This is a genomic window from Pseudomonas sp. MEJ108 (assembly GCF_030208985.1).
Lineage (GTDB): Bacteria > Pseudomonadota > Gammaproteobacteria > Pseudomonadales > Pseudomonadaceae > Aquipseudomonas > Aquipseudomonas fragariae.
Genome location: NZ_JARVSW010000085.1, coordinates 37976 through 60869 on the forward strand (window position 1 = coordinate 37976; position 22894 = coordinate 60869).

The following is a 22894-nucleotide window of genomic DNA, read 5'->3' on the forward strand; positions in this document are numbered from 1 at the left end:
GTTATTTGTCGTTGTTTTGGGCTCATCAATAAGCATGGGAGGCTGTTCTCCGCGGGACCCGAACCGGGCAACCCCTGTGAAACCAGCGATAAAGCATTGTCACGTTCCATGAGACAGCGCTACCTTATGGGGCATTCGACACATTTGGCAACCCCTATGTTAGTTGGCAACGCATGATACGCATTGGTTCCCGCTCGACCGGCCGGCCCACGCTCAATGAGGTGGCGAAGCTGGCTGGCGTCTCTCCGATCACCGCTTCGCGTGCGTTGCGCGGGATCAGCACCGTAGCGCCTGAACTCGTCGAAAAGGTCCGCGCTGCGGCGCAGAGCATGGGTTATGTAGCCAACCCGGCAGCCAGGGCGCTGGCTTCTTCCTGCAGTCAGACCGTCGTGGTGCTGGTGCCATCGCTTTCCAACCAGCTGTTCATCGAGACGCTGGAAGCCATTCAGGACGTGTTGCGCGTGCGTGGCCTGGACGTGCTGATCGGCAACTACCATTACTCGCCCGAAGAGGAAGAGAAGCTGCTGCGCAACCATCTGGTCAATCGCCCGCGCGGTATTCTGCTGACCGGTTTCGACCACACGGCAGCGTCCCGCCAGATGCTTGAAACCAGTGGTATACCCTGCGTGCACATGATGGAACTCGACACCCGCCTGGGCGCTTATTGCGTCGGATTCTCGCAACAACAGGCCGGCGCTGAAGCCGCGCATCACCTGCTCGGGCGTGGCCGCCGTCGGCTGGCGTACATGGCCGCCCAGCTCGACCCTCGGGTACTGCAACGTGGCGAAGGGTTCCGTCGAGTGCTGGAAAGCGCGGGGCTGTTCGACCCGGCGCTGCAGGTCTCGACCCGCCAGGCCTCCTCGATCGGTCTGGGCGGGGAGTTGTTCGCGCGTCTGCTTGACCAGCATCCGGATGTCGACGGGGTGTTCTTCTGTAACGACGACCTGGCGCAGGGCGCTGCACTTGAGGCCTTGCGCCTGGGCGTCGCGATTCCCGAACGGGTCTCTCTGGTGGGTTTCAACGACCTGCCGGGGTCCGCGCACATGGTGCCGCGCCTGACCTCGATACGCACGCCCAGGGAAGCAGTCGGGCAGCGTGCGGCTCAGGTATTGCTGGGCCTGCTTGACGGGGTCTCCCAGCATCCGCAGGTGGATCTCGGGTTTGAGCTGGTGGTGCGGGAAAGCTCTTGAGTCTTTTCCCCGGCTAACCCTGGCGAGCTTCCCCGGTTCATTGCGCTGACCAATGGTAAGGGCGCTCTGCGGGCTCGATGCCTCCGGGCTGGAGTGCCCGACCGTGCTGTCCTGCACTGTCGGGGATACCCTCATTCGAGCGGTTGCGGCCCATTTCGACTGTTATTTCTGACAGTACCCATCCCCCCGTGTTGAGTATTCAATGACCTTACGTTTTTGGCTCGGAGCGGCATAAGTGTCTTGGCCGCATCGTTGGATGACGGGGATATATCTTCTTATCTATTCCCCGTTCTGGCGGTCTTACAAGACCTATTGAAAGGTGAGAGAAATGCAAAAAAAAGCATCTCAGAACGTTAGAGCCTTGACGCATATCGTCGACCCCGTCGGTTCAGGTGTCCCCCTGGACATCGCGTGGTTGACCGGCATTATCCCGCTGGGCTTTGTACCCGCAGAGATCGCTATCAGCCCCGATGAAACCACGTTGTATGTCGCTCATGAAAGCGGCCGGGAAGTCAGTGTGGTCGACATCGCCAGCGCCAGCGTGACGGGGGCCATCAAGCGGGCAGGGGCGGGCGCGATTACCCTGAGTCCCGATGGCAAGAGGCTTTACACCATCGGCCAGAAAAGGTGCTACGTGGTCGATACGCGCATGCGCGAAGTGATCAGGATACTTCCGGCAGCCAACGTCAACAGGATCCTGTGCAGTGCCGATGGCCGTTTTATCTGCCTTTCCTTTCAGAACGCGCTCGGCGGGCTGATTCGCCTGATCGAGACCGAGAATTACACGGTCGAAAACGAGTTCGATCTGGGCGCCCTGACCAACGCGTCGCTGGCCCTCGGGATCAGCCCGTTGAACGACAGGTTTTACGCGACCATGCTGGTTGACCGGACCGCGCCTACCGATGTTCTTGCGATCAGCAAGGTCGATTACCTGCAACATGACATCCCCGGGTTTTCCGACCCGCGTTCGATGGCCTTCAGTTCCGATGGCGCCTGGCTGTATGTCGGCGGCATCGACGAGGTTTACATCATCGATGCCGCGACCAATAAAACCTTCTATCGGGAAAGGATCGGCACGCAGGGCTACCCGGTGAAAGTCATCGGAGTGACGCCGGATGACCGCTATGTGTACGCGATCTATACCTGTAATTACGATGTCTACCGGATCGACACGGTGAAGGGGATCGCCACCTGCATCGCTTACTTTCCGTCAGTAGGTGGCGCGGTCCTCAACAAGACCGGCACGTATATCTACTCCACCCATCCGGACATGAGCTGGATTTCGATCTACCGGCTATAAAGACTCCAGCAGTGGCCTGGCTTGCGTGGTACCAGCCGGGTCGACCGGTCAGTCGGCGTCAAGCGCTGCGACACCGGCCCTGGCGATCTGAGCATCCTGTTCGGCCTTCACGCCTGAAACCCCCAGCGCACCGATGACCTGGCCGTCGACGATGACCGGCACACCGCCTTCCAGCGACGTCAGCAGCGGAGCACTCAGGAATGCAGTGCGCCCGCCATTGACCATCTCTTCGTACCCCTTGGATTCACGTTTGCCGAGTGCCGAGGTGCGCGCCTTTTCAATCGCGATGTAGCTGCTGATGGCGGCGGCGTCGTCCAGTCTCTCGAATGCCAGCAAATGGCCGCCGTCATCAACGACGGCGATGGACACGGCCCAGCCATTGGCCTGCGCCTCTTCACGTGCGGCGCCGAGCATCAGGCTGACTTCGGTCTGGGTCAGGACGGCTTTGATCTTCATGGGGTTCTCCGGAGCAGTGATTATTGAATAGGGTTCAGTGTGATTCAGGCGTGCCAAGTGCCGCGTCGATCAGTTCGATCCAGTGCCGCACGGGCGTTCGGCCGGCGCTGGCCAGATGGGTCTGGCAGCCGATATTGGCGGTGGCGATGACCTGCGGCTTGCCGCTCTCCAGCGCATTCATGCGGTTGTCGCGCAACTGGCGGGCGATGGCAGGCTGGGTGATGGAGTAGGTGCCTGCAGAGCCGCAGCATAAATGACCGTCCGCCACTGTGGTCAGATTGAAGCCTAGACGAGTCAGGACGCGCTCGACTTCGCCGCCGAGTTTTTGCGCGTGTTGCAGCGTACACGGGCAGTGAAACGCCAGGCGCGTCTCGGCCTTTATGCCGAGGGTTTCCAGGGGCTCGTCGCGCAGCAGTTCGACCAGATCCTTTGTTCGCGCGCTGATCTGCTCGGCCTTGTCGGCGTAGCCTGGATCATGGCGCAGCAGGTGGCCGTAGTCCTTGACGAAGGCTCCGCAGCCACTGGCCGTCTGGATCAGGCTTTCAGCACCGCCCTGTAGCGCAGGCCACCACGCATCGATGTTGCGCCGCGCCCGGTCCAGCCCGGCCTGCTGTGCGTTGAGGTGATAATCCACGGCGCCGCAGCAACCCGCCTGGCTGACCGCCGTAATGCCGATGCCCAGACGATCCAGCACCCGCGCCGTGGCGCTGTTGGTGTTGGGCGACAGGCCCGGCTGAACGCAACCTTCCAGCAGCAGCACCTGGCGCGCATGACCGGTGTGCGGGCGAAGGCCGGCAGGGTGTACCGTTGCCGGCAGCTTGCTGGCCAGGGGCTGTGGCAGCAATGGCCTGAACTTCAGGCCCATGCCGGTCAGGGATCTGAACAGTCCGGGGTGGGGGATGACCCGACGCAAGCCTTCACGCAGCATGCGTTGGGCGAGTGGCCGCGGGACCAGGTCTTCAACCGCCGCGCGGCCGATGTCCAGCAGGTTGTGGTAATCCACGCCGGACGGGCAGGTGGTTTCGCAGTTGCGACAGCTCAGGCAGCGGTCCAGATGCAGACGGGTTTTCTCGGTGACCGGCTGACCTTCTAGCACCTGCTTGATCAGGTAGATCCTGCCGCGTGGACCGTCCAGCTCATCCCCCAGCAATTGATAGGTCGGACAGGTGGCGTTGCAGAAACCGCAATGCACACAACTGCGCAGGATACGTTCGGCTTCTTCGGCACGCGGCAGGGTTCTGGCGTGTTCACTTAATGTGGTCTGCATGTTTCAAAGCTCCGCGTACAGTCGGCCGGGGTTGAAAATCCCCTGAGGGTCGAGTCGGGTCTTGAGTGCCTGATGGTAGCGCAGCACAGGTGCGGCCAACGGCTCGAAGGGGCTGTCGACGACGCCCTGGCTGTAGCAGGTCGCATGGCCGTCAACCGCCATGGTGATCGCTCTAATGGTTTGTCCGTCCGCGTCCGACTTGAGCCAGCGTTGCGCGCCACCCCAGTCGATCAATTGCTCGCCCGGCAGGCGGCTGTCGGCAGGCACACAGAGCCGCCACAGGGGCCGCGGGTCATCGAAGAAGGGCAGGCGATGCGCATTCAACTGCTGCCAGTAGGCGGCATCGAGCAGCTCGCCGCCGAGCCGGTCCCGGGCTGCTGCCACTGAACCTTCACCACCTTCCAGGCGCAGGCGTAGTACGTGGCCATCGTGGCTGGCTGCGCTGATCGGTATCGGTTGCTGACCCCACTCGGCAAGGCGCGCCAGGGCCAGCGTGCTGTCCATTTCCAGCGCGATACTGCTGCACAGACGTGGTTTTGGCAGCACTTTGAGCGACACCTCGGTCAGCAGCCCCAGGCAGCCGAAACTGCCTGCCATCAGGCGCGAAACGTCGTAGCCTGCGACGTTCTTCATGACTTCTCCGCCGAAACGCAGGTGCTTGCCAAGACCGGTGATGACCCGTGTGCCCAGCACGAAATCACGCACCGCCCCGCTCCACGGGCGGCGCGGTCCCGAAAGCCCCGCAGCGACCATACCGCCGAGCGTCGCAGCGCCAAAGTCTGGCGGTTCGCAAGGCAGCATCTGGCCTGCGGCGTCCAGTGTCTGCATCAGCTCGCTCAATGGCGTGCCGGCGCGCGCAGTAATCACCAGCTCTGTCGGGTCATAAGTGACGATGCCACGGTGCTCGCGCGTATCGAGTACTTCGCCAGCGGTTTCACGACCGAGAGAAGCCTTGCTGTTGCCGCCCTGAAGACGTAACGGCGTGTTGTCGCGCAGCGCCTGTTCGACCCGCTCGAGCAGTGCCTGGCTGACATCGTTGTCCATCGTGCTCATCAGAAGCGCTCCAGGTCGGGGAACGGCAATTGCCCGGCGTGGATGTGCATGGCACCAAATTCCGCGCAACGGTGCAGGGTCGGGATGTTCTTGCCAGGGTTGAGCAGGCCGCTGGCGTCGAATGCCGCCTTGATGGCATGGAAGAAGGTCAGTTCGTCGCTATTGAACTGGGCGCACATCTGATTGATCTTCTCGCGACCGACACCGTGTTCGCCAGTGATGCTGCCGCCGACCTTGACGCACAGCTCGAGGATTTTGCCGCCCAGTGCCTCGGCGCGCTCCAGCTCACCCGGTTGATTGGCGTCGAACAGGATCAGCGGGTGCATGTTGCCGTCACCGGCATGAAACACGTTGGCGACACGCAAGCCGTATTGCCCGGATAACTCCCTGATGCTGCGCAATACGCCCGGCAGCTCACGGCGCGGGATGGTCCCGTCCATGCAGTAGTAATCCGGCGACAGGCGACCCACGGCCGGGAAAGCGTTTTTGCGCCCGGCCCAGAAGCGGACCCGTTCGGCCTCGTCTTTCGCCTGGCGCACGTCGGTGGCGCCCGCCAGTGTCAAGACCTCGCTGACCCGTTCGCAGTCAGCGTGCACATCGGCTTCGACGCCGTCCAGTTCGCAGAGCAGGATGGCTTCGGCATCGACCGGGTAGCCTGCGTGAATGAAATCCTCGGCGGCACGAATCGCCAGATTGTCCATCATCTCCAGCCCGCCGGGGATGATGCCCGCCGCAATGATATCGGCCACTGCACGTCCGGCCTTTTCCACGGAATCGAACGCTGCCAGCAGTACTTTGGCCACTTGCGGTCTGGGCAACAGCTTGACGGTGACTTCGGTAATGACGCCGAGCATGCCTTCGGAGCCGGTGAACAGTGCCAGCAGGTCGAAGCCCGGCGAGTCCAGCGTGTCGCTGCCCAGCGTCATGGGCTCGCCTTCCACCGTCAGGATCTCGACCTTGAGCAGGTTATGCACGGTCAGCCCGTACTTGAGGCAGTGCACGCCGCCGGCATTTTCCGCCACATTGCCGCCGATGGAGCAGGCGATTTGCGAGGACGGGTCTGGCGCGTAATACAGGCCGTGGGGCGCTGCCGCCTGGGAAATGGCCAGGTTGCGCACGCCGGGCTGAACCCGCGCCAGGCGCGCCGAAGGGTCGATCCCGAGGATCTGATTGAAGCGCGCCATGACCAGCAGCACGCCTTTTTCCAGCGGCAGCGCGCCACCCGACAGCCCGGTGCCCGCCCCACGAGCGACCACCGGTACGCGCCGTGCGTGGCACAGCCTGAGCAGCGTCTGGACTTCTTCCACATGACGCGGCAACGCCACCAGCATCGGTGTGGTGCGATAGGCCGACAACCCGTCGCACTCATAAGGCCGCAGCTCTTCGGGGCGATGCAGGATGTCCAGGTCGGGCAACCGCTGTTGCAGCGCCTGCAACAGTTGCTGCTTGTCGACGGCAGGCAGCACGCCGTCGATGCGTTCGTCGTACAGAATGTTCATCAAGCCACCCTGGGTTATTTTTGTCGGGTTAATGCATCCTAGCTCATTCGCTGCGAGGCTTGAGTTGACAGCGAGGGTCCGATCACGCAATTTACGCATTACGTAATAGGGTTACGAAAATAAAAACACTGCATCCATGCGATATTCACCTGCTACCCCTGTTGTACGCAGCGCATCGTTACCGCGTTGACCTGACTGCATTCGTGCGTATTCAGCGGGTCGAGCATCTGGCCCGGCAGCCCTCGGTCTTTTACCAGGCACACCCTGATGCACAATCGGACAAGCCGGAGTAGGCTGCCCTCATGAAGATTCTTGGTCTGCAACTGATATTCGGTGATTTTCTCGCACGCAGCGTGCGAGGGATTCCGTGTGCGCCGCCCGCAGGACAGTGATTGCCAGGGTTACTCACTCTCACTTTCCTGCAAGGAGCCAGTCATGGCTGATCTTTACGAAAATCCAATGGGCCTGATGGGCTTTGAATTCATCGAATTCGCATCACCGACGCCCAATAGCCTTGAGCCCGTGTTTCAGATGATGGGCTTCACCAAAGTCGCGACCCACCGCTCCAAGGACGTGTCCCTGTATCGTCAGGGCGCGATCAACCTGATTCTCAACAACGAGCCGCACAGCCTGGCATCGTACTTTGCCGCCGAGCATGGTCCTTCGGTGTGCGGCATGGCGTTCCGCGTGAAAGATGCGCAGAAGGCCTATAGCCGGGCGCTTGAACTGGGCGCCCAACCGCTGGAAATCGCTACCGGGCCCATGGAGTTGCGCCTGCCCGCAATCAAGGGCATCGGTGGCGCGCCGCTTTACCTGATCGATCGCTTCGGCGAGGGCACGTCGATCTACGACATCGATTTCAACTTCATCGAGGGCGTTGAGCGCCACCCGGTCGGTGCCGGTCTGAAATTCATCGACCACCTGACCCACAACGTGTACCGCGGGCGCATGGCGTATTGGGCCGGTTTCTATGAAAAGCTGTTCAATTTCCGCGAGCTGCGTTACTTCGACATCAAGGGCGAATACACCGGCCTGACCTCCAAAGCCATGACCGCCCCGGACGGCATGATCCGCATTCCGCTCAACGAAGAGTCGTCCAAGGGCGCGGGGCAGATCGAAGAGTTCCTGATGCAGTTCAATGGCGAAGGCATTCAGCATGTAGCCTTTTTTACCGATGACCTGATCAAGACCTGGGACGCGCTGAAAGCCACCGGCATGCGCTTCATGACTGCGCCGCCGGATACCTACTACGAGATGCTGCAAGGCCGCCTGCCCGACCACGGTGAGCCGGAGGCCGAGCTCAAGTCACGCGGGATTCTGCTCGATGGTTCTTCCGAAGGCGGCGAGCGTCGTTTGCTGTTGCAGATATTCTCCGCAACGCTGATGGGCCCTGTATTTTTCGAATTCATTCAGCGCAAGGGCGATGACGGGTTTGGCGAGGGCAACTTCAAGGCACTGTTCGAATCCATCGAACGCGACCAGATCCAGCGTGGTGTACTGACGCCGGACTGAGTGATCACCAGAGGCGTCCATATTGCGCGATCAGACGAGCCTGCCCAGGCTCGTTCTGAGTCAGTTGTGCTTGAGCACGTCAGCGTGCCAATTGTGAGAAGAGATATAACGCTTGGTGAATTCATGCGCCGGCATGGGGCGACCATACAGATAGCCCTGGCCTTCGTCGCACACATAATGGCGCATCAGACTTTCCTGCTCACGGGTTTCTATGCCTTCTGCCGTGACCTGAAGATTGAAGCCGTTTGCCAGCCTGACGACGGCCTCGACGATGACTTCGTCTTTTTTGCTGCGCTCCACGCCACTCACGAATGAGCGGTCGATCTTCAGTCGTGTCACCGGATAGTCTTTCAGCAGGCTCAGGGACGCATAGCCGGTACCGAAATCATCGAATGCGATGCCCACACCCAATGAGCGAAGGTGGCGCAGCGGTTCCATAATGCGTTGTTCGTTTCGCAGGATGATGTTTTCCGTGATCTCCAGTTCGAGTGAGTGTGCCGGCAAGGAAAAATCTTCAAGCGCGCTTTCAACCATTTCGGCAAAGTCCCGCATGCGAAACTGCGCGGCGAACAGGTTGACGCCGATGCGGAATTCCTCGCAGCCGGTATTTCGCCATTGCGCTGCCTGCTCACAGGCTGAACGCAGTATCCATTCGCCCACCGGCACCGCAAGAAGACCGGCTTCCAGTGCCGGTAGAAAAACCGCAGGGGACACGACACCCAGTGTCGGATGGTTCCAGCGTATAAGGGCTTCGGCTCCGGTGATACGACCATCCGCAAGTCGTACCTGAGGTTGGTAGTACAGCTCGAACTCTTTGTTGGCCCACGCCTGACGCATCGATGAGCTGAGCGCGCCTCTTCTTGACGCGGTCTGTCGATGCTCGGAGGTGAAGGTGCGTACCAGGGAGCGGCCGTCAGACTTGGCCTGGTAGAGCGCCAGATCCGCATTGCCGAGCATTTGCTCCTCATCGTAGTCGGAGCCACACCTTACGGAGACGCCGATGCTGGCGCCGATATAGATTGAATTGTCTTCAAATTCTATCGGCTCCTCGATGACCGCGATGAGCTCCAGGCCCAGCTTGATCGCCTTGTCGGGGTCTGCCGTTTCGGACAGGAACACGACAAATTCATCGCCGCCCAGACGCGAGACCATATGGCAGGCCGGTACGTGTTCGCGAAGACGGTGAGAGGTCACCTTGAGCACAAAATCACCCGCAGCGTGGCCCAACGTGTCGTTGACGTCCTTGAAACCGTCCAGATCGATCAGCAGGATGGCTGCTGAAAGCTGAGCATCGCACGCCTCCTTGATCCGCCTCTTGAGCGTCGATCGATTGGCAAGCCCGGTCAGGTGATCGTATTCGGCCGCATGCTTGAGTAATTTGTCCGCCTCGACACGCTGGGTGATGTCACGAATGATCGCTCCGAATTGTGGCTCGCCGGCAGACGTCCATTGTGAGAGCGAGAGCTCGATGGGGATGGTATGACCGTCGCGATGGATGGCCGTCAGGTTGATGGATTTTCCGATGATGGAGGCCGGACCGCCTGCAGCCACCCTCGACAGACCGGCATGGTGCCTGGAGCGCATTTCGGGCGGAATAATGATGTCGAGAGGCTTTCCCATGGCGTCCTCGGATCGATGCCCGAAAATGAGCTCGGCCGAATTGTTCCATGAGATGATCCGGTTTTTGCTGTCCGAGCAGATGATCGCGTCGGGTGAAGTCGAGGTGATATTCATGAAGCGGGTGTGGCTGTCTTCATTCTCCAGTTCGAGCCGACGCAACTCCATTCTTTCGATGACCATGACTGCCAGGTCCTGAAGAACCCGCTGATCTCGCTCCGAGAAAGTCTCCCTGGGTTTATTGTCGATCAGGCACAAGCTGCCCAGCACATGACCGCTGGCGGTTATCAGCGGCGCCCCGGCATAAAAGCGAATATAGGGAGCGCCGACCACCAGAGCGTTTGAGCTGAACCTCTCATCCTGCAAGGCATCCGGTACCAGAAAAACGTTACGGCCCATGAGCGCGAAATTGCAGAATGAGACGTCGCGGCCCGTTTCGCAGACATCGAGGCCAACGCGTGCCTTGAAGAATTGCCGGTCGCGATGAACCAGAGAAATCAGCACAATGGGCACATCGAAAATCCGCGATGCCATTTGCACGATCTGATCGTATTCGTGCTCAGGTGGGGTATCCATCAACGAAAAGGCATTCAAGATACGAATACGTTCTTCGTCATCATCGCCGACCGGGTAAGTGTTCATTTGAGGCCATCGCTATAAGCTGATCGGGCCTGAAACACGCAGCGATCGATGGGCAACGCCGCTGTGCCGGCACCGTTGAAAGCACCCTGCCAACACGCGCCTGCGCCACGCCGGAAAAACAACGTTCGATACATTGGCATTGGAGCACCTCTCACAGTAGCGTATCGGCAGCTGTTTTCGGACAGCTCAGAAGCTGTATCGTCAAAAAACCGGATACCTGTAACAACTTCTTGAGCAACTAGCCAGGCGGGCATCGATCCAACTAAGGCCAGCGTTACCTGATGCAACAAGACGTTCAGGTTAAGTGTCGCAAAGGTATGGAAACTGCATAGAAGGTTTCACTGCCAATTTGATGACAATCCTATGAAGCCGCTTTCCTTTATTTCGACGAGGCTTACACCTTCGGCGCTCAGCAAAGCGTTGATCGGCTTCATTGCCCTGGTCTGTCTATCGTTGATCATGGCCACCGCCTGGCAGATGAACCAGTCCAAGCTCGAGCGCTTGGCCACCGCGAGGATTGCGGTGTCCAATATCGTGCTTGCTGCTGAGCAACAGGCTCAGGACACCCTGCAACAGGCTGACAACACGCTGCGAGACCTTGCCGAGCGTGTTGAGCAGGATGGCGCCGCAGGCGAGCAGCAACGCCGCTTGACCAGGCTGATGGCTCAGGATCTGGTAAACGTCAAAGGGCTTCAGGGGCTGTTCATCTACGATGCCCAGGGCAACTGGGTCGCCAATTCCTTTGCCAAGGGCGTGCAGACCAGAAACAACGAAGACCGCGCCTACTTCATTTATCACCGCGACAACCCTGACCCGTCCATTCATGTAGGTTCCATTGTCGAAAGCCGCAATACGGGGGACATGATCATCCCGGTCAGTCGGCGTATCAATGCGGCGGATGGCAGTTTTGCAGGCGTTGCTCTGGCCACGGTGCCGGTGACTTATTTCCAGGCGTTTTTCCAGCGCATGGATGTAGACGACAAGGGCGTGATCTTCCTCGCTCTGAACAATGGCGACCTGCTGGCGCGTAGGCCCACATTAACCGCACTGATGACCACCAATGTGGCCAAGGGCGATATCTTCACTCGCTATCTGCCGTACAGCGACAGCGGCACCGCAGTGATCAACTCCGTGGTGGATGGGGTGGAAAGGATCTATGCCTATCGGCGTGTGTCAGGATTGCCCATCGTCGCCGCTGCCGGTATCTCCAGTCAGCATGTGTTCGCGCCCTGGTGGGCCTATGCACAGCGCTCCATGACCATCACCGGCATCATTATCCTGGCGCTGGTTTTTCTGGGCGTCCTGCTGTATCGGCAAATCCAGCAGTTGATCACTGCGGAGGGGGAACTGAACATTGCCAGGAACGACCTGGAGATCATCGCTCACACGGACAGCCTGACGCACCTGGCCAATCGACGCTGCTTCGATACGGCCTTGCAGCAGGAGTGGGGGCGGGCTAGCCGGAATGATGCAACCATCGCAATTATTTTGCTGGATATCGACTGGTTCAAACAATACAACGACACCTACGGCCATCTGCAGGGTGACGACTGCCTGAGGCAAGTGGCGGGGCTGATTGGCAACAGCCTCGACCGGTCTGGGGATATGGCTGCACGTTACGGCGGCGAAGAGTTTGTCATTCTGTTGCCTGAAACCGACCTGGCAGGGGCGCTGAAACTTGCGGAAAAAATCAGATCATCCATTGAAGCCAGTTGTATAGAGCACTCGTCCAGCCCGCTGGGCAGGCTGAGCATCAGCTCGGGCGTGGTGGCGATCAACGCAGCAGAGAAGAAGGATGCGCACACCGCTGCGCTGAAGGAAGCGGATCGACTTCTTTACCTGGCCAAAACCAAAGGGCGTAACCGCGTCGAAGGTCGCTCGATTCAAGGGTGGCAAGCAGATAGCCATTTTGCCAGGGTATCCAGTGCTTCCCCCTGATTCAGTCTGACGGACGGCTACCGCCCATGCGCTCGCTGATCGCCACCGCCGTTTGCAAAAGCCGCGTGGCCGCCAGATCCTGTGTCGCGTCGTTCAACACCGATCCCGGCCCGACCACGGTGATCACGCCCACCAGCTTGTCACCCATGGCGAACAGCGGTGAGGAGGCTGCGTTGATACCCGGCATCAGCAAGCCCTGAATCTGGTGCACGCCGGCGGTACGAATCTGCTCGACATGCTGCTCGACCTCACGCACCTGTGCGGCGCTCAGCAACGGCACTTCCTGCTCGCGAAGCGCAGCGGTTTCGCGCCCGTTCAGAAAGCTGTCGAACACCAAACCGGTGGACGAGCCAAGCAGCGGCAGCACCGAGCCGATCTGCGTGACCAGCGTCACCGCACCCATCGAGGGTTCGACATACACCACGGTCGGCCCCTTGTTGCCCCATACCGCCAGAAAGCAGGTCTGATTCAGCTCATCGCGCAGGCTGGCCAGCCAGGGGGCCGACACCTTGAGGACATCCAGCTTGCCGAGCGAGGCCAGCCCCACCTGCAACGCCTCGCGCCCCAGCCCGTAGTGATTGTCGACAGCATCCTGTTCGGCAAAGCCACTGGCAATCAGCGCCTGCAGATAACGATGAACCTTGCTGGCGGGCATGCCCAGGTGTTCGGCCAGTCTCGAAAGGGACGTGGCAGGGGCGAGTTCGGCAAGTGCCTTGAGCACGCCCAGCCCGACTTCAGCGGCCTGGACCTTCTGCTGGCGTCCGCCTGCGGGGCTTTCGGTTTCCTGGGTCATGGGGGTGCTGTGCGCCGATCGGGAAAGGCAGCTTTATAGCTTGACCGGCTGGCAAACTCAAATTACGTTATGCGTAATCGCTTTACGTAAAATAATGTTTCGTCCTGTCTCTGCCCGACCCCATGACAACAAGAGGTCCAGATGGCTATCCACTCCAGTTCCGGCGCATTGGTTTATCAGTCGGGCTTTGGCAACCAGTTCAGCAGCGAGGCGCTGCCCGGCGCGCTGCCCGTTGGCCAGAATTCGCCGCAAAAGCATCCGCTGGGTCTGTACGCCGAGCAGTTCTCGGGCACCGCCTTTACGGTCGCGCGCAGCGAAGCCCGACGTACCTGGCTGTATCGGATCAAGCCATCGGCAGCCCATTCGCGTTACCAGCGCATGGATCGGCAGATGGCCGGTCAGGAGCCGGGGCCGATCAACCCCAACCGGTTGCGCTGGAATGCCTTCGATATCCCCGCGGCACCGACCGATTTCATTGACGGTCTCATCCCCCTCGCCAGCACCTCGGCGGCAGAGCAGGCCGAGGGTGTCAGCGTTTACCTGTACACCGCCAACACCTCCATGCAGCGAGCGTTCTTTAGCGCGGATGGCGAATGGCTGGTGGTGCCCCAGCAGGGCCGGCTCAGAATCGTTACCGAACTGGGCCTGCTGGACATCGAGCCCCTGGAAATCGCCGTCTTGCCGCGAGGTTTGAAGTTCAGCGTGCACCTGCTCGACAGCAGCGCCCGTGGTTACCTCTGCGAGAATCACGGCTGCGCCTTGCGCCTCCCGGAACTGGGCCCGATCGGCAGCAACGGGCTGGCCAACTCACGTGATTTTCTGACCCCGGTTGCCTGGTTTGAAGACAGTCGCCAGCCGATGCAACTGGTGCAGAAGTTCCTCGGTGAGCTGTGGTCGACGCAACTGGAGCACTCACCCTTTGACGTGGTGGGCTGGCACGGCAACAACGTTCCGTACAAGTACGACCTGCGGCGTTTCAACACGATCGGTACGGTCAGCTACGATCACCCGGACCCATCGATTTTCACCGTGCTGACCTCACCGGGGGCTATTCATGGCCAGGCTAATATCGATTTCGTGATCTTCCCGCCGCGCTGGATGGTGGCGGAAAACACCTTCCGTCCGCCGTGGTTCCACCGCAACCTGATGAACGAATTCATGGGCCTGATCGACGGCGCGTACGACGCCAAGGCCGAAGGCTTCATGCCCGGTGGCGCTTCGCTGCACAACTGCATGAGTGCGCACGGCCCGGATAATGTCACCGCCGAAAAGGCCATTGCTGCCGAGCTGAAACCGCACAGGATCGACAACACCATGGCCTTCATGTTCGAAACTGGCAAGGTATTGCGCCCCAGTCGTCACGCGCTCGACTGTCCGCAACTGCAAACCGATTACGATGCCTGCTGGAAGGATATGGCCAGGACGTTCACCCAGGAGCCACGCTGATGACTACCGCGCTCAATCGTCGTAGCTGGGTCGAATCTGCCAACGGGCATGCCGATTTCCCGCTGCAGAACCTGCCGTTGGGCGTGTTCAGCCATGGCCAGACCTGCCCGCGTGGCGGAGTGGCCATAGGCGACAGGATTTTCGATCTGCGCGCAGCAACAGAGGCCGGGGTGTTTCAGGCACCGGCCGCCGATGTTGCCGAGGTTGCCAGCCGCGACCAGCTCAATGATTTTCTTGCACTGGGTGCCGCTGCCCGCCAGGCATTGCGCGCCGCCTTGTTGCAGTTGCTCGATGAAGACAGCCCGCAGCGCGACAGGCTGCAGGGCGTTGCCGGTTTGTTGTTGCCGATGAGTGAGTGCACGTTGCACATGCCCGCTCGGGTGGGTGATTACTCGGACTTCTACGTCGGTATTCATCACGCGCTGAATGTCGGCAAGCTGTTCCGCCCGGACAACCCGCTGCTGCCCAACTACAAATACGTGCCGATCGGCTATCACGGCAGAGCGTCGACCTTGTGTCCCTCGGGTACGGCTGTGCGGCGCCCCAGCGGACAAACCCTGGCGGCAGGTCAGAACGCTCCTGCTTTCGGTCCCTGCCAACGCCTGGATTACGAACTGGAACTGGGGGTCTGGATCGGGCCGGGGAATGCCCAGGGCGAGTCCATCGGGATCGATCGGGCCGCCGAGCATATTGCCGGGTTCTGCCTGCTCAACGATTGGTCGGCGCGTGACATACAGGCATGGGAATACCAGCCGTTGGGACCGTTTCTGTCCAAGAGTTTTGCCACGACGATTTCGCCCTGGGTGGTGACTGCCGAAGCGCTTGAACCGTTTCGTCGTGCCCAACCGCCACGTCCGGACGGCGATCCGCAACCGCTGTCTTATCTGCTCGATGACCACGATCAGCAGGGCGGGGCGCTGGATATCGAGCTGGAAGTGCTATTGCGGACTGCACAGATGAAAGCCGACGGCCTGGCGCCCCACAGGCTGGGTCTGAGCAACTCGCTGAACATGTACTGGACAGTGGCGCAGATGGTTGCGCATCACAGCGTTAACGGCTGCAAATTGCAGCCGGGTGACCTGCTCGGCACCGGTACGTTGTCCGGCGCCCAGGAAGGTCAGTACGGCAGCCTGCTGGAGATGACCGCAGGCGGCAAACAACCGGTCACATTACCCAATGGCGAAGTGCGCATGTTCCTGCAAAGTGGCGACGAGGTGTTTCTGCGTGCCCGTTGTCATCGCGAAGGGCACATCTCGATTGGCTTTGGTGAGTGCCGGGGCGTTGTGCTGGACTGACCGCTTCAGCGTCAGCGGGTTATTTCGTACCAGCCGAGAAACATGTCTAGCGTCGACTCGACCACCGTGTGCTGCTCATCGGGGGTAAGCAATGCAGCACTGAACGTCACCTGCGGCCAGAACGCGAACGACTTGAGCAATGCATGCATTTGCGTCGCGGCAAAGGCCGGGTCAACCGGCTTCAGCCGGCCGTCCTTCTGCGCGGCGCGAATCCAGGCACTGAAGGTTTCTTCTCGCTCATTGATACGCGCCATCCACACCTGAGCCCGTTCGGGTGAGTGAATGGTGGCGCCGACCACCACGCGGGCCAGGTCGATAAAGTGGCTGTTGGTCAGATTGCGCATCTTGCCCCACAGCAATTCCCGCAACTGCTCGCGCAGCCCGATTTGCGGGCGAAAAACCACCTCAGCCTGCGGCGGGGCGCAGCTCCAGAGGCGCTGCAGCATCTCGGCGAACAGTTCTTCCTTGCTGGGGAAATGGTTATAGACCGTACGTTTGGAAACCTTGGCCCGTGCGGCGATCCGGTCCATGCTGGTGATCTCGAAGCCACGATCGCCGAATTCGGCAATAGCCGCTTGGACGATGGATTCGCGTTTCTGATCGGTAAGGCGCATGGGTTCGGTCATAGGTTCGCTTCAAACGTGCGTTTAGAGAAAATTACACTCAGCAGTTTACTTGTCGCCAAGGATCATGCAAGCTTAAAACTACACCGTGTAGTGTAAAACACTGTTACATATTTTCCCTCGGACATCCTGCAACAGGATCACGTACGAAGAATGCACGGCTGGAGCCTCAACCTGCCCCCAGGAGTCAGCGAATCATGGCCTCGACACATCAGAAAAAGTACGCTTCTTCACTGCCTGTCTTGTCCCGCCACGCAGGGCGATACCGCAATCATGCGGCCATGAAGCCGTCGAGTCTGCTGCGTACGCTCGGGATTTTCTGGGATCAGGTGTTCAACAAGCCCAAGGACACACGCCCGGCAGGCGACATTCCGGTACAGCCGCTGTCGCGTCAACAGTTGCTGGCAGCGCCGAACAACACGGTGTACCGCCTGGGGCATTCGACCGTTCTGCTCAAACTGCGCGACCAGTTCTGGCTGACCGACCCCGTGTTTGCCGAGCGTGCCTCGCCCGTGCAGTGGGCTGGCCCGCAGCGCTTTCATCAGCCGCCGATCAGCCTCGAAGAGTTGCCGCCGATCAAGGCGGTGATTCTTTCGCACAACCATTACGATCACCTGGATCGCATGGCCATCAAGGCGTTGACCGCCAGGACCGAGCACTTTCTGGCGCCGCTTGGCGTGGGCGATACCTTGATCGAGTGGGGCGTGCCTGCGCACAAGGTGCGTCAGCTGGACTGGTGGCAGTCGACCGAGGTGGCGGGCATCGAGTTCGTCGCCACGCCCTCGCAGCATTTCTCGGGGCGTACGCTGCTCGACAGCAACCGCACCTTGTGGGCGTCCTGGGTGATGATCGATGGCGATCAACGGATTTTCTTCAGTGGCGACAGCGGTTACTTCGATGGTTTCAAAACCATTGGCGAGCAATACGGACCTTTTGACCTGACCCTGATGGAAACCGGCGCCTACAACGTCGAGTGGCCCGATGTGCACATGCAGCCCGAGCAGACGCTGCAGGCGCACCTGGACCTGCGCGGTCGCTGGTTGCTGCCGATCCACAACGGCACCTTCGACCTGTCGATGCATGCCTGGCACGAACCGTTCGATCGCATTCTGGCCCTGGCCTGGGAGCAGAATGTCTCGATCGCCACGCCGATGATGGGCCAGCCGTTCTATGTGCAATACCCGTGTCGCGGTCTGACCTGGTGGCTGGGCGTGGATGAGGTGGTTGAGCCTGAAACCGCACAGACCGAGGGTGCAGAATCCTGCAGCTGCCGTCGGCAGAATGCCTGAAATCTGCCTGTGGCATGGGTTGAACTGATTTTTCGATAGCACGGCCCAGATTTTGATTTGTCACCTGAGCAGGCGCCCGGCCTAATCATGACCATCAATAGCGATGGTGACGGTATGCAGATGCGTGGCTCGGCGGTTCAGAATATGGGGTTGATGATCAGTGTCCTGTTGGTGGCGCTGAACCTGCGCCCGTCGATGGCCGCGGTCGGTCCATTGCTGGTGGCGATTCGGCTGGACGTCCCGCTGGGTTTCGGGACGGCGTCGTTGCTGACCATGCTGCCGGTCATGGCCATGGGACTGGCCATGTTTTTCGGCATGGGCATTGCTCGTTACCTGGGTTCGTATCGCAGCATCATGCTTTCACTGGCGCTTATCGGTCTGGCAACCCTGGCGCGTCTGTTTCTCGATTCTGCTGCCGAACTGATTTTCAGCGCTGTGCTGGCGGGTCTGGGTATTGCCTTGATTCAGGCGCTGATGCCCGCGTTAATCAAATCGCGCTTCAAGGCCGACGTCTCCTTGTACATGGGGCTGTACGTGACCGCGATTATGGGCGGGGCCGCGCTGGCCGCCTCATTCAGCCCTCTGCTAATGAGCCGCAGTGGCAGTTGGCGCGTCGGCCTGGCGGTCTGGTCGCTACTGGCCCTGCTGGCATTGTGCTTCTGGTTTGCCCAGCGGCACGCGTTGCAGTCCGAAGCATCAACCGCTGCAGGGCACCGGCAGACCTTCTTCCACATGCCTCGGGCCTGGATGCTGGGGATTTTCTTCGGTCTTGGCACTGCGTCCTATACCTGTGTGTTGGCCTGGCTGGTGCCCTATTATCTGGAAAACGGCTGGGGTGAGCAGGGTGCAGGGTTACTGCTGGGCTTTCTGACCCTGATGGAGGTCGTATCGGGTCTGCTGGTTCCGGCGCTGGCCAACCGCAGTCGCGATAAGCGCGTGGCGCTGGTTGTGCTGCTGATATTGATGATGACCGGCTTTGCCGGGCTGATTTTGATGCCGCAGCAGTTGGGCCTGCTGTGGGCATGCCTGCTGGGCTTGGGGATTGGCGGTCTTTTTCCGATGAGCCTGATCGTGTCCATGGATCATTTGGATGATCCACAGCAGGCGGGCAGCCTGACGGCATTCGTGCAGGGCGTGGGTTATCTGATCGCCAGCCTGTCGCCGCTGCTTGCCGGAGTGATTCGTGACCTGACGGGCAGCTTTGCGGGTGCATGGTGGTCACTGATGGCGTTGGTCGTGATCATGCTGTTGATGGTGGTGCGACTCGACCCTCGACGTTATGCTGATCATCTGCGCGACGCACTCGGCGAACCTGTCATCACTGGCAGACAGGCTGAATGATTGCATTTTGATGCTATCTTGTGCGCGTTGACCTGACCGCCCGGTCATAGCGCCAGCGAGATGCCTTGATGCTTAACAGTAATGCCCTGAGAAAGCTGGACATGCAGGACCTCATGGTCTTTGTCTCGGTGTATGAGCAGCGCAACCTGACCCTGGTCGCGGAAGCGTTGCATGTCAGCCAGTCGACGGTCAGTTACTGCCTGAAAAAGCTGCGTGCCAACTTCGAGGACGATCTGTTCATCTGCACCCGCAACGGCATGCGTCCGACCCGCAAGGCGTTGGCCATGCATGACCATGTGCAGCAGATTCTCCGCTCGGTCAACCTGTGTCATGACGGTCTCGATCTGTTCGACCCGACTCGCGCACAGACCACCTTCACGGTCTGCGCGCCTGAGTATTTCGAGCTGCTGGTATTGCCGCATTTGCTGCGTGACTTCGTTGCAGCCGGTTTCTCGGTGACGGTCAATGTGCAGAAGCTGGAGAAGCAATTGCCTGCCGAGCAATTGAACGACGGTCTGTTTGACCTCGCCCTGTGCTTCGGGCCTGGCTTTCACCGAGTCCCGGACAGCCTGATTTCGCAGGTGTTGATGGAGGATGATCTGGTTTGCATCATGGACTCCCGGTTCGCGCCGCGCAGCGCCCTGATCGACCTGCAAACCTTCATCCGGCACCGTCATGTCTACCCGACGCCGTGGACGTCCGACACCAACATGGTGGATGGCTGGCTGCAGCGCCAGGGGCTTGAGCGCCACATCGTCGCGCGCGCCAACAGCTACCGGGCGGCTTTGCAATTGCTGGAAGGCACCGATTTCATTCTGGTTCTGCCACGCCGTATTCAGACGCTGCTGGGTAATGAACCGTGGATTTGCGTATTCGAACTGCCACCTGACTTGCCCGGCTTCAGTCTGGACATGCTGTGGAGCGCCCAGGCGGATCGAGACGAAGCCAGTGGCTGGCTGCGTGAACAAGTCGTGAAGGTGTGTGCCGAGCGCGGCTTGCTCTGACGCGGCGTCAGTTGCCTGACTTGTCTTTCTGCGGGTCGGGAGAGGTGGCAGGTCGGGCCTGTTCACCCTGCTGATTGAGCTGTTTGTTCTTCTCGCCTACTTTGCCGGCGTTTTCCGGCTTGTGATCGAGGTCTTCGCGTTTGGATTCATCAGCCATGACCGTATTCCTTATTGTCGAGGGGTGTGGTTATTGGTCAGTGTGGCGTGTGCAAGATTCGATTTAAATGACGCGCGGTCCGTTGCCCGTTGCTGATCGCGTCGGACGCCGAACCGCACACATCGATCAGCTCAGCAGAGTGATCAGGTCTTTGGCCGCCTGCGCCGAGCTGGCCGGGTTCTGGCCAGTCACCAGCTTGCCATCGGTCAATACGTAAACGCCCCAGTCGTCGCCCTTGGAGTAGTCACCGCCCAGTTGCTTGAGCGTGTCTTCGACCAGAAAAGGTACGACATTGGTCAGGCCGACCGCTTCTTCTTCACTGTTGGTGAAGCCTGTGACGCGGCGGCCCTTGACCAGTGGCTGGCCGTCCGCTGCTTTGACGTGACGCAATACGCCAGGTGCATGGCAGACCATTGCGTGTGGCTTGTCTGCCTTGGCAAATGCCTCGATCAGAGCGATGGAGTGCTTGTCTTCAGCCAGGTCCCACAGCGGGCCGTGACCGCCCGGGTAGAACACGGCATCGAAATCGGCAGCATTGACGCCAGACAGAAGGCCGGTGTTAGCGAGTGCTTTCTGCGCATCTGCATCTTTGGAGAAACGCTTGGTGTCTTCGGTCTGCGCGTCGGGCTCATCGCTCTTCGGGTCCAGCGGTGGTTGACCGCCTTTCGGAGAAACCAGCGTAACGTCGGCACCGGCCTCTTTGAACGCGTAATACGGCGCGACGAACTCTTCGAGCCAGAAACCTGTTTTCTTGCCGGTGTCGCCCAGTTGGTCATGGGATGTCAAAACCATCAGGATTTTCATGTGCATGCTCGTCTTCGAAGGGTTGAGAGGGTGTAGACAGGCGAAAACCTCAAGTGTTGTGAGAATTTTTTACCACCGAAACGAGCAGGGCCGGATGTCGACGTAATGGCTTGCGTCGACACCCGGCCCTGTTTCAGCGCGGCGTTGAAAATCGTCAGATAACGATCATTGCTCTTTGCTCAGGTCCACCAGCGGCTCTTTGCGCACTTCGGTCTCGCGACCGTCCTGAATGCTCTTGACCTGCCCAAGGGCTTTGTCGACCGCGCCTTTGTCAGCCAGCAGGCTGTAGCTGATCTGGAACTGACGTTGCTCTTTCGGGGCAATGGTTGGTACCAGGTTCAGCGGGCGCTGGAAGCGGCGGTTATAGGAGAAGCTGGTCCCCGGTTCCAGTCCGGTGACGTAGCCCTGGCCTTTGGTGTCGGTGTTTTTCCACAGCGAGAACACCGGCAACTGCCTGGTATTGAAACCGACCGACACGCCCAGGCTGCCAGCCTTGTTGTGCAGTACGGTCAGCGTGTCACCCTTGGCATCACCGTAAGGCACGATGTTGTAGACCGTCTCGTCGTAATCCGGCGTCGGCGCGCGGTAGGTCTGCCAGTCGCCGAGATCACCCTTGGCTTTGTCGTTGAACGGCGAAACCTGCTTGACCGGCGCTTCGAAACGCGCCCCTTGCTCGAGGAACGGCGTGCTGAAATTGCTGTGGTACAGCGCCTGGTATTCTTTCGGATAGTCGCCATTGTTGGTCAGCGTATCGTTGAGCGAAAAGCTCGTGCTGCCGGGCTCGGTGACCAGTTCGGTCTGCACCGAGAAGTCGACCTTCTTGAATGCCTGCTCCTTCAATTCACCCTTGAGGCGGATCGCGTACGGCGGTTTTTCGTCGATCTGCAGTGTCACCTTGCTCGCCGGAATGTTGGCGGCACGGCCGTGCAGGGTCAGCAGCTCGCCGTTGTCCATCCCCGGATGGCCCACCCACTCGTAGCCGCAGCGGGTTACCAGCTCGTTGAAACCTTCCAGCCAGCCCAATCCGCCGCGGCCATTGAGCTCGATGAAGGCCGGATTGACCACGTCCTTGACCGGCGAATCCCAGCCCATACGCACATCGCCGACTGATGCCTGCAGCACGTTCATGCCGCGGGTCGGGACGACCGACAGCTTCATCGTACCGTTGTCGATATCGATGATGCTCACGCCTTCCTGACGACCGCCATGCAGCGTACGCATCGTGACAGTGAACGGCTTGTCGGTCTTGACGCCCAGTTGCTGACTGGTGATCTGCTGATTCTGCGCAGCCTTGTCGGTGTCGAGCAGCACGTAATCCCAGGCAAACACACTGGAAGCGGCTGTAAGGGCGCCGAGGCCTACGAGCAGAGGAAGGGATTTCATGGTGGTGGTCCTTCTGTAATTATTGGAATTATGGTGTTGCCTATCGTCTGAGTGGCCATTTAACGCCGAGTTAAACGATTCAGCAATGGGCTGAGCCCAGGCAAAGCGCTTTTCAATCACAATGGCACTGACGGCACAGAGTGTGAGGTTACTTTAGCCTCATCAAAATCACTCGCTGATGGTCGAAAAGGAGGCCTGAGTCGAACCCCAGTCCACCTGAAATCGCAGAACCGCTGTGTGACGCAGAGCGTCACGAACTGCATTCCCACGCGGAGCGTGAGGAAC

The 22894-nt window shown here is 59.9% G+C and carries 19 protein-coding genes and 1 pseudogene; 10 read left to right on the top strand and 10 right to left on the bottom strand.

The features are described from left to right. Positions 1-173 precede the first annotated feature (173 nt). Both gntR and QRN50_RS25520 read left to right on the top strand, forming a co-directional pair. The gene (gene gntR, locus QRN50_RS25515) at positions 174-1190 is read left to right on the top strand and encodes an HTH-type transcriptional regulator GntR (RefSeq protein WP_024661113.1); all 1017 of its coding nucleotides are present in this window, start codon (positions 174-176) and stop codon (positions 1188-1190) included. 328 nt (positions 1191-1518) lie between these two features. Beyond that, positions 1519-2490: a beta-propeller fold lactonase family protein gene (locus tag QRN50_RS25520; protein ID WP_096127313.1), complete on the top strand. Its 972-nt coding sequence runs from the start codon at positions 1519-1521 to the stop codon at positions 2488-2490. A gap of 48 nt (positions 2491-2538) precedes the next feature. On the opposite strand, the gene QRN50_RS25525 is transcribed toward QRN50_RS25520, so the two are convergent. The 4 genes from QRN50_RS25525 to glcD are packed head-to-tail and all read right to left on the bottom strand — an operon-like array spanning position 2539 to position 6765. Beyond that, positions 2539-2946, bottom strand: coding sequence for a heme-binding protein (locus QRN50_RS25525; protein WP_003403773.1), 408 nt, complete (start codon positions 2944-2946; stop codon positions 2539-2541). A 34-nt stretch (positions 2947-2980) separates the two neighbouring features. Continuing rightward, positions 2981-4213, bottom strand: a complete 1233-nt coding sequence (glcF, locus tag QRN50_RS25530; protein ID WP_060400580.1) for a glycolate oxidase subunit GlcF — start codon at positions 4211-4213, stop codon at positions 2981-2983. A 3-nt stretch (positions 4214-4216) separates the two neighbouring features. Next, positions 4217-5266 (bottom strand): glycolate oxidase subunit GlcE, encoded by a 1050-nt coding sequence (gene glcE, locus QRN50_RS25535; RefSeq protein WP_058398934.1) that lies wholly within the window; start codon positions 5264-5266, stop codon positions 4217-4219. After that, positions 5266-6765 carry a glycolate oxidase subunit GlcD gene (gene glcD / locus QRN50_RS25540; protein ID WP_096127312.1) on the bottom strand — a complete coding sequence of 500 codons (1500 nt, stop codon included), beginning with the start codon at positions 6763-6765 and terminating at the stop codon, positions 5266-5268. Before glcD ends, glcE begins: the two co-directional genes overlap by 1 nt. 140 nt (positions 6766-6905) lie before the next feature. Here glcD and QRN50_RS25545 point away from each other — a divergent pair. Beyond that, positions 6906-7058 (top strand): annotated as a pseudogene (locus QRN50_RS25545) (glutathione S-transferase family protein); the annotation flags it as partial. Between the two features lie 142 nt (positions 7059-7200). Then, positions 7201-8277: a 4-hydroxyphenylpyruvate dioxygenase gene (gene hppD, locus QRN50_RS25550; RefSeq protein ID WP_060400581.1), complete on the top strand. Its 1077-nt coding sequence runs from the start codon at positions 7201-7203 to the stop codon at positions 8275-8277. A gap of 60 nt (positions 8278-8337) precedes the next feature. Here hppD and QRN50_RS25555 read toward each other — a convergent pair whose 3' ends face one another. After that, positions 8338-10536: a putative bifunctional diguanylate cyclase/phosphodiesterase gene (locus tag QRN50_RS25555; RefSeq protein WP_032654969.1), complete on the bottom strand. Its 2199-nt coding sequence runs from the start codon at positions 10534-10536 to the stop codon at positions 8338-8340. Between the two features lie 363 nt (positions 10537-10899). Between QRN50_RS25555 and QRN50_RS25560 the strand changes: the two genes are divergently transcribed. Further along, on the top strand, positions 10900-12474 hold the full coding sequence (locus tag QRN50_RS25560) for a sensor domain-containing diguanylate cyclase (protein WP_032654966.1): 1575 nt from the start codon (positions 10900-10902) through the stop codon (positions 12472-12474). Between the two features lies 1 nt (position 12475). Here QRN50_RS25560 and QRN50_RS25565 read toward each other — a convergent pair whose 3' ends face one another. Continuing rightward, the gene (locus QRN50_RS25565; RefSeq protein ID WP_096127311.1) at positions 12476-13267 is read right to left on the bottom strand and encodes an IclR family transcriptional regulator; all 792 of its coding nucleotides are present in this window, start codon (positions 13265-13267) and stop codon (positions 12476-12478) included. 141 nt (positions 13268-13408) lie between these two features. On the opposite strand from QRN50_RS25565, the gene hmgA reads away from it, so the two are divergent. Continuing rightward, a complete protein-coding gene (gene hmgA / locus QRN50_RS25570; RefSeq protein ID WP_096127310.1) occupies positions 13409-14713 on the top strand; it encodes a homogentisate 1,2-dioxygenase in 1305 nt (434 codons plus the stop codon). Continuing rightward, complete coding sequence (gene fahA / locus QRN50_RS25575; RefSeq protein WP_096127309.1) at positions 14713-16008, top strand: fumarylacetoacetase; 1296 nt, start codon at positions 14713-14715, stop codon at positions 16006-16008. Before hmgA ends, fahA begins: the two co-directional genes overlap by 1 nt. An 11-nt stretch (positions 16009-16019) precedes the next feature. Here fahA and QRN50_RS25580 read toward each other — a convergent pair whose 3' ends face one another. After that, positions 16020-16634, bottom strand: coding sequence for a TetR/AcrR family transcriptional regulator (locus QRN50_RS25580; protein WP_096127308.1), 615 nt, complete (start codon positions 16632-16634; stop codon positions 16020-16022). Positions 16635-16828: 194 nt separating this feature from the next. On the opposite strand from QRN50_RS25580, the gene QRN50_RS25585 reads away from it, so the two are divergent. The 3 genes from QRN50_RS25585 (at position 16829) to QRN50_RS25595 (ending at position 20265) form a co-directional block, all read left to right on the top strand. Then, positions 16829-17920 carry an MBL fold metallo-hydrolase gene (locus QRN50_RS25585; RefSeq protein WP_024638679.1) on the top strand — a complete coding sequence of 364 codons (1092 nt, stop codon included), beginning with the start codon at positions 16829-16831 and terminating at the stop codon, positions 17918-17920. Positions 17921-18034: 114 nt separating this feature from the next. After that, positions 18035-19261: a cyanate transporter gene (locus QRN50_RS25590; RefSeq protein ID WP_096127318.1), complete on the top strand. Its 1227-nt coding sequence runs from the start codon at positions 18035-18037 to the stop codon at positions 19259-19261. A 68-nt stretch (positions 19262-19329) separates the two neighbouring features. Further along, on the top strand, positions 19330-20265 hold the full coding sequence (locus tag QRN50_RS25595) for a LysR family transcriptional regulator (RefSeq protein WP_024642313.1): 936 nt from the start codon (positions 19330-19332) through the stop codon (positions 20263-20265). A 7-nt stretch (positions 20266-20272) separates the two neighbouring features. Here the strand turns inward: QRN50_RS25595 and QRN50_RS25600 are convergent, their stop codons facing one another. The 3 genes from QRN50_RS25600 to QRN50_RS25610 all read right to left on the bottom strand — a co-directional run bounded on the left by QRN50_RS25600 (position 20273) and on the right by QRN50_RS25610 (position 22609). Then, positions 20273-20422 carry a hypothetical protein gene (locus QRN50_RS25600; RefSeq protein WP_002554136.1) on the bottom strand — a complete coding sequence of 50 codons (150 nt, stop codon included), beginning with the start codon at positions 20420-20422 and terminating at the stop codon, positions 20273-20275. A gap of 126 nt (positions 20423-20548) precedes the next feature. After that, positions 20549-21226 (bottom strand): type 1 glutamine amidotransferase domain-containing protein, encoded by a 678-nt coding sequence (locus QRN50_RS25605; protein ID WP_024642312.1) that lies wholly within the window; start codon positions 21224-21226, stop codon positions 20549-20551. 165 nt (positions 21227-21391) lie between these two features. Continuing rightward, positions 21392-22609 carry an aldose 1-epimerase family protein gene (locus QRN50_RS25610; RefSeq protein ID WP_003403753.1) on the bottom strand — a complete coding sequence of 406 codons (1218 nt, stop codon included), beginning with the start codon at positions 22607-22609 and terminating at the stop codon, positions 21392-21394. Between the last annotated feature and the right edge of the window lie 285 nt (positions 22610-22894).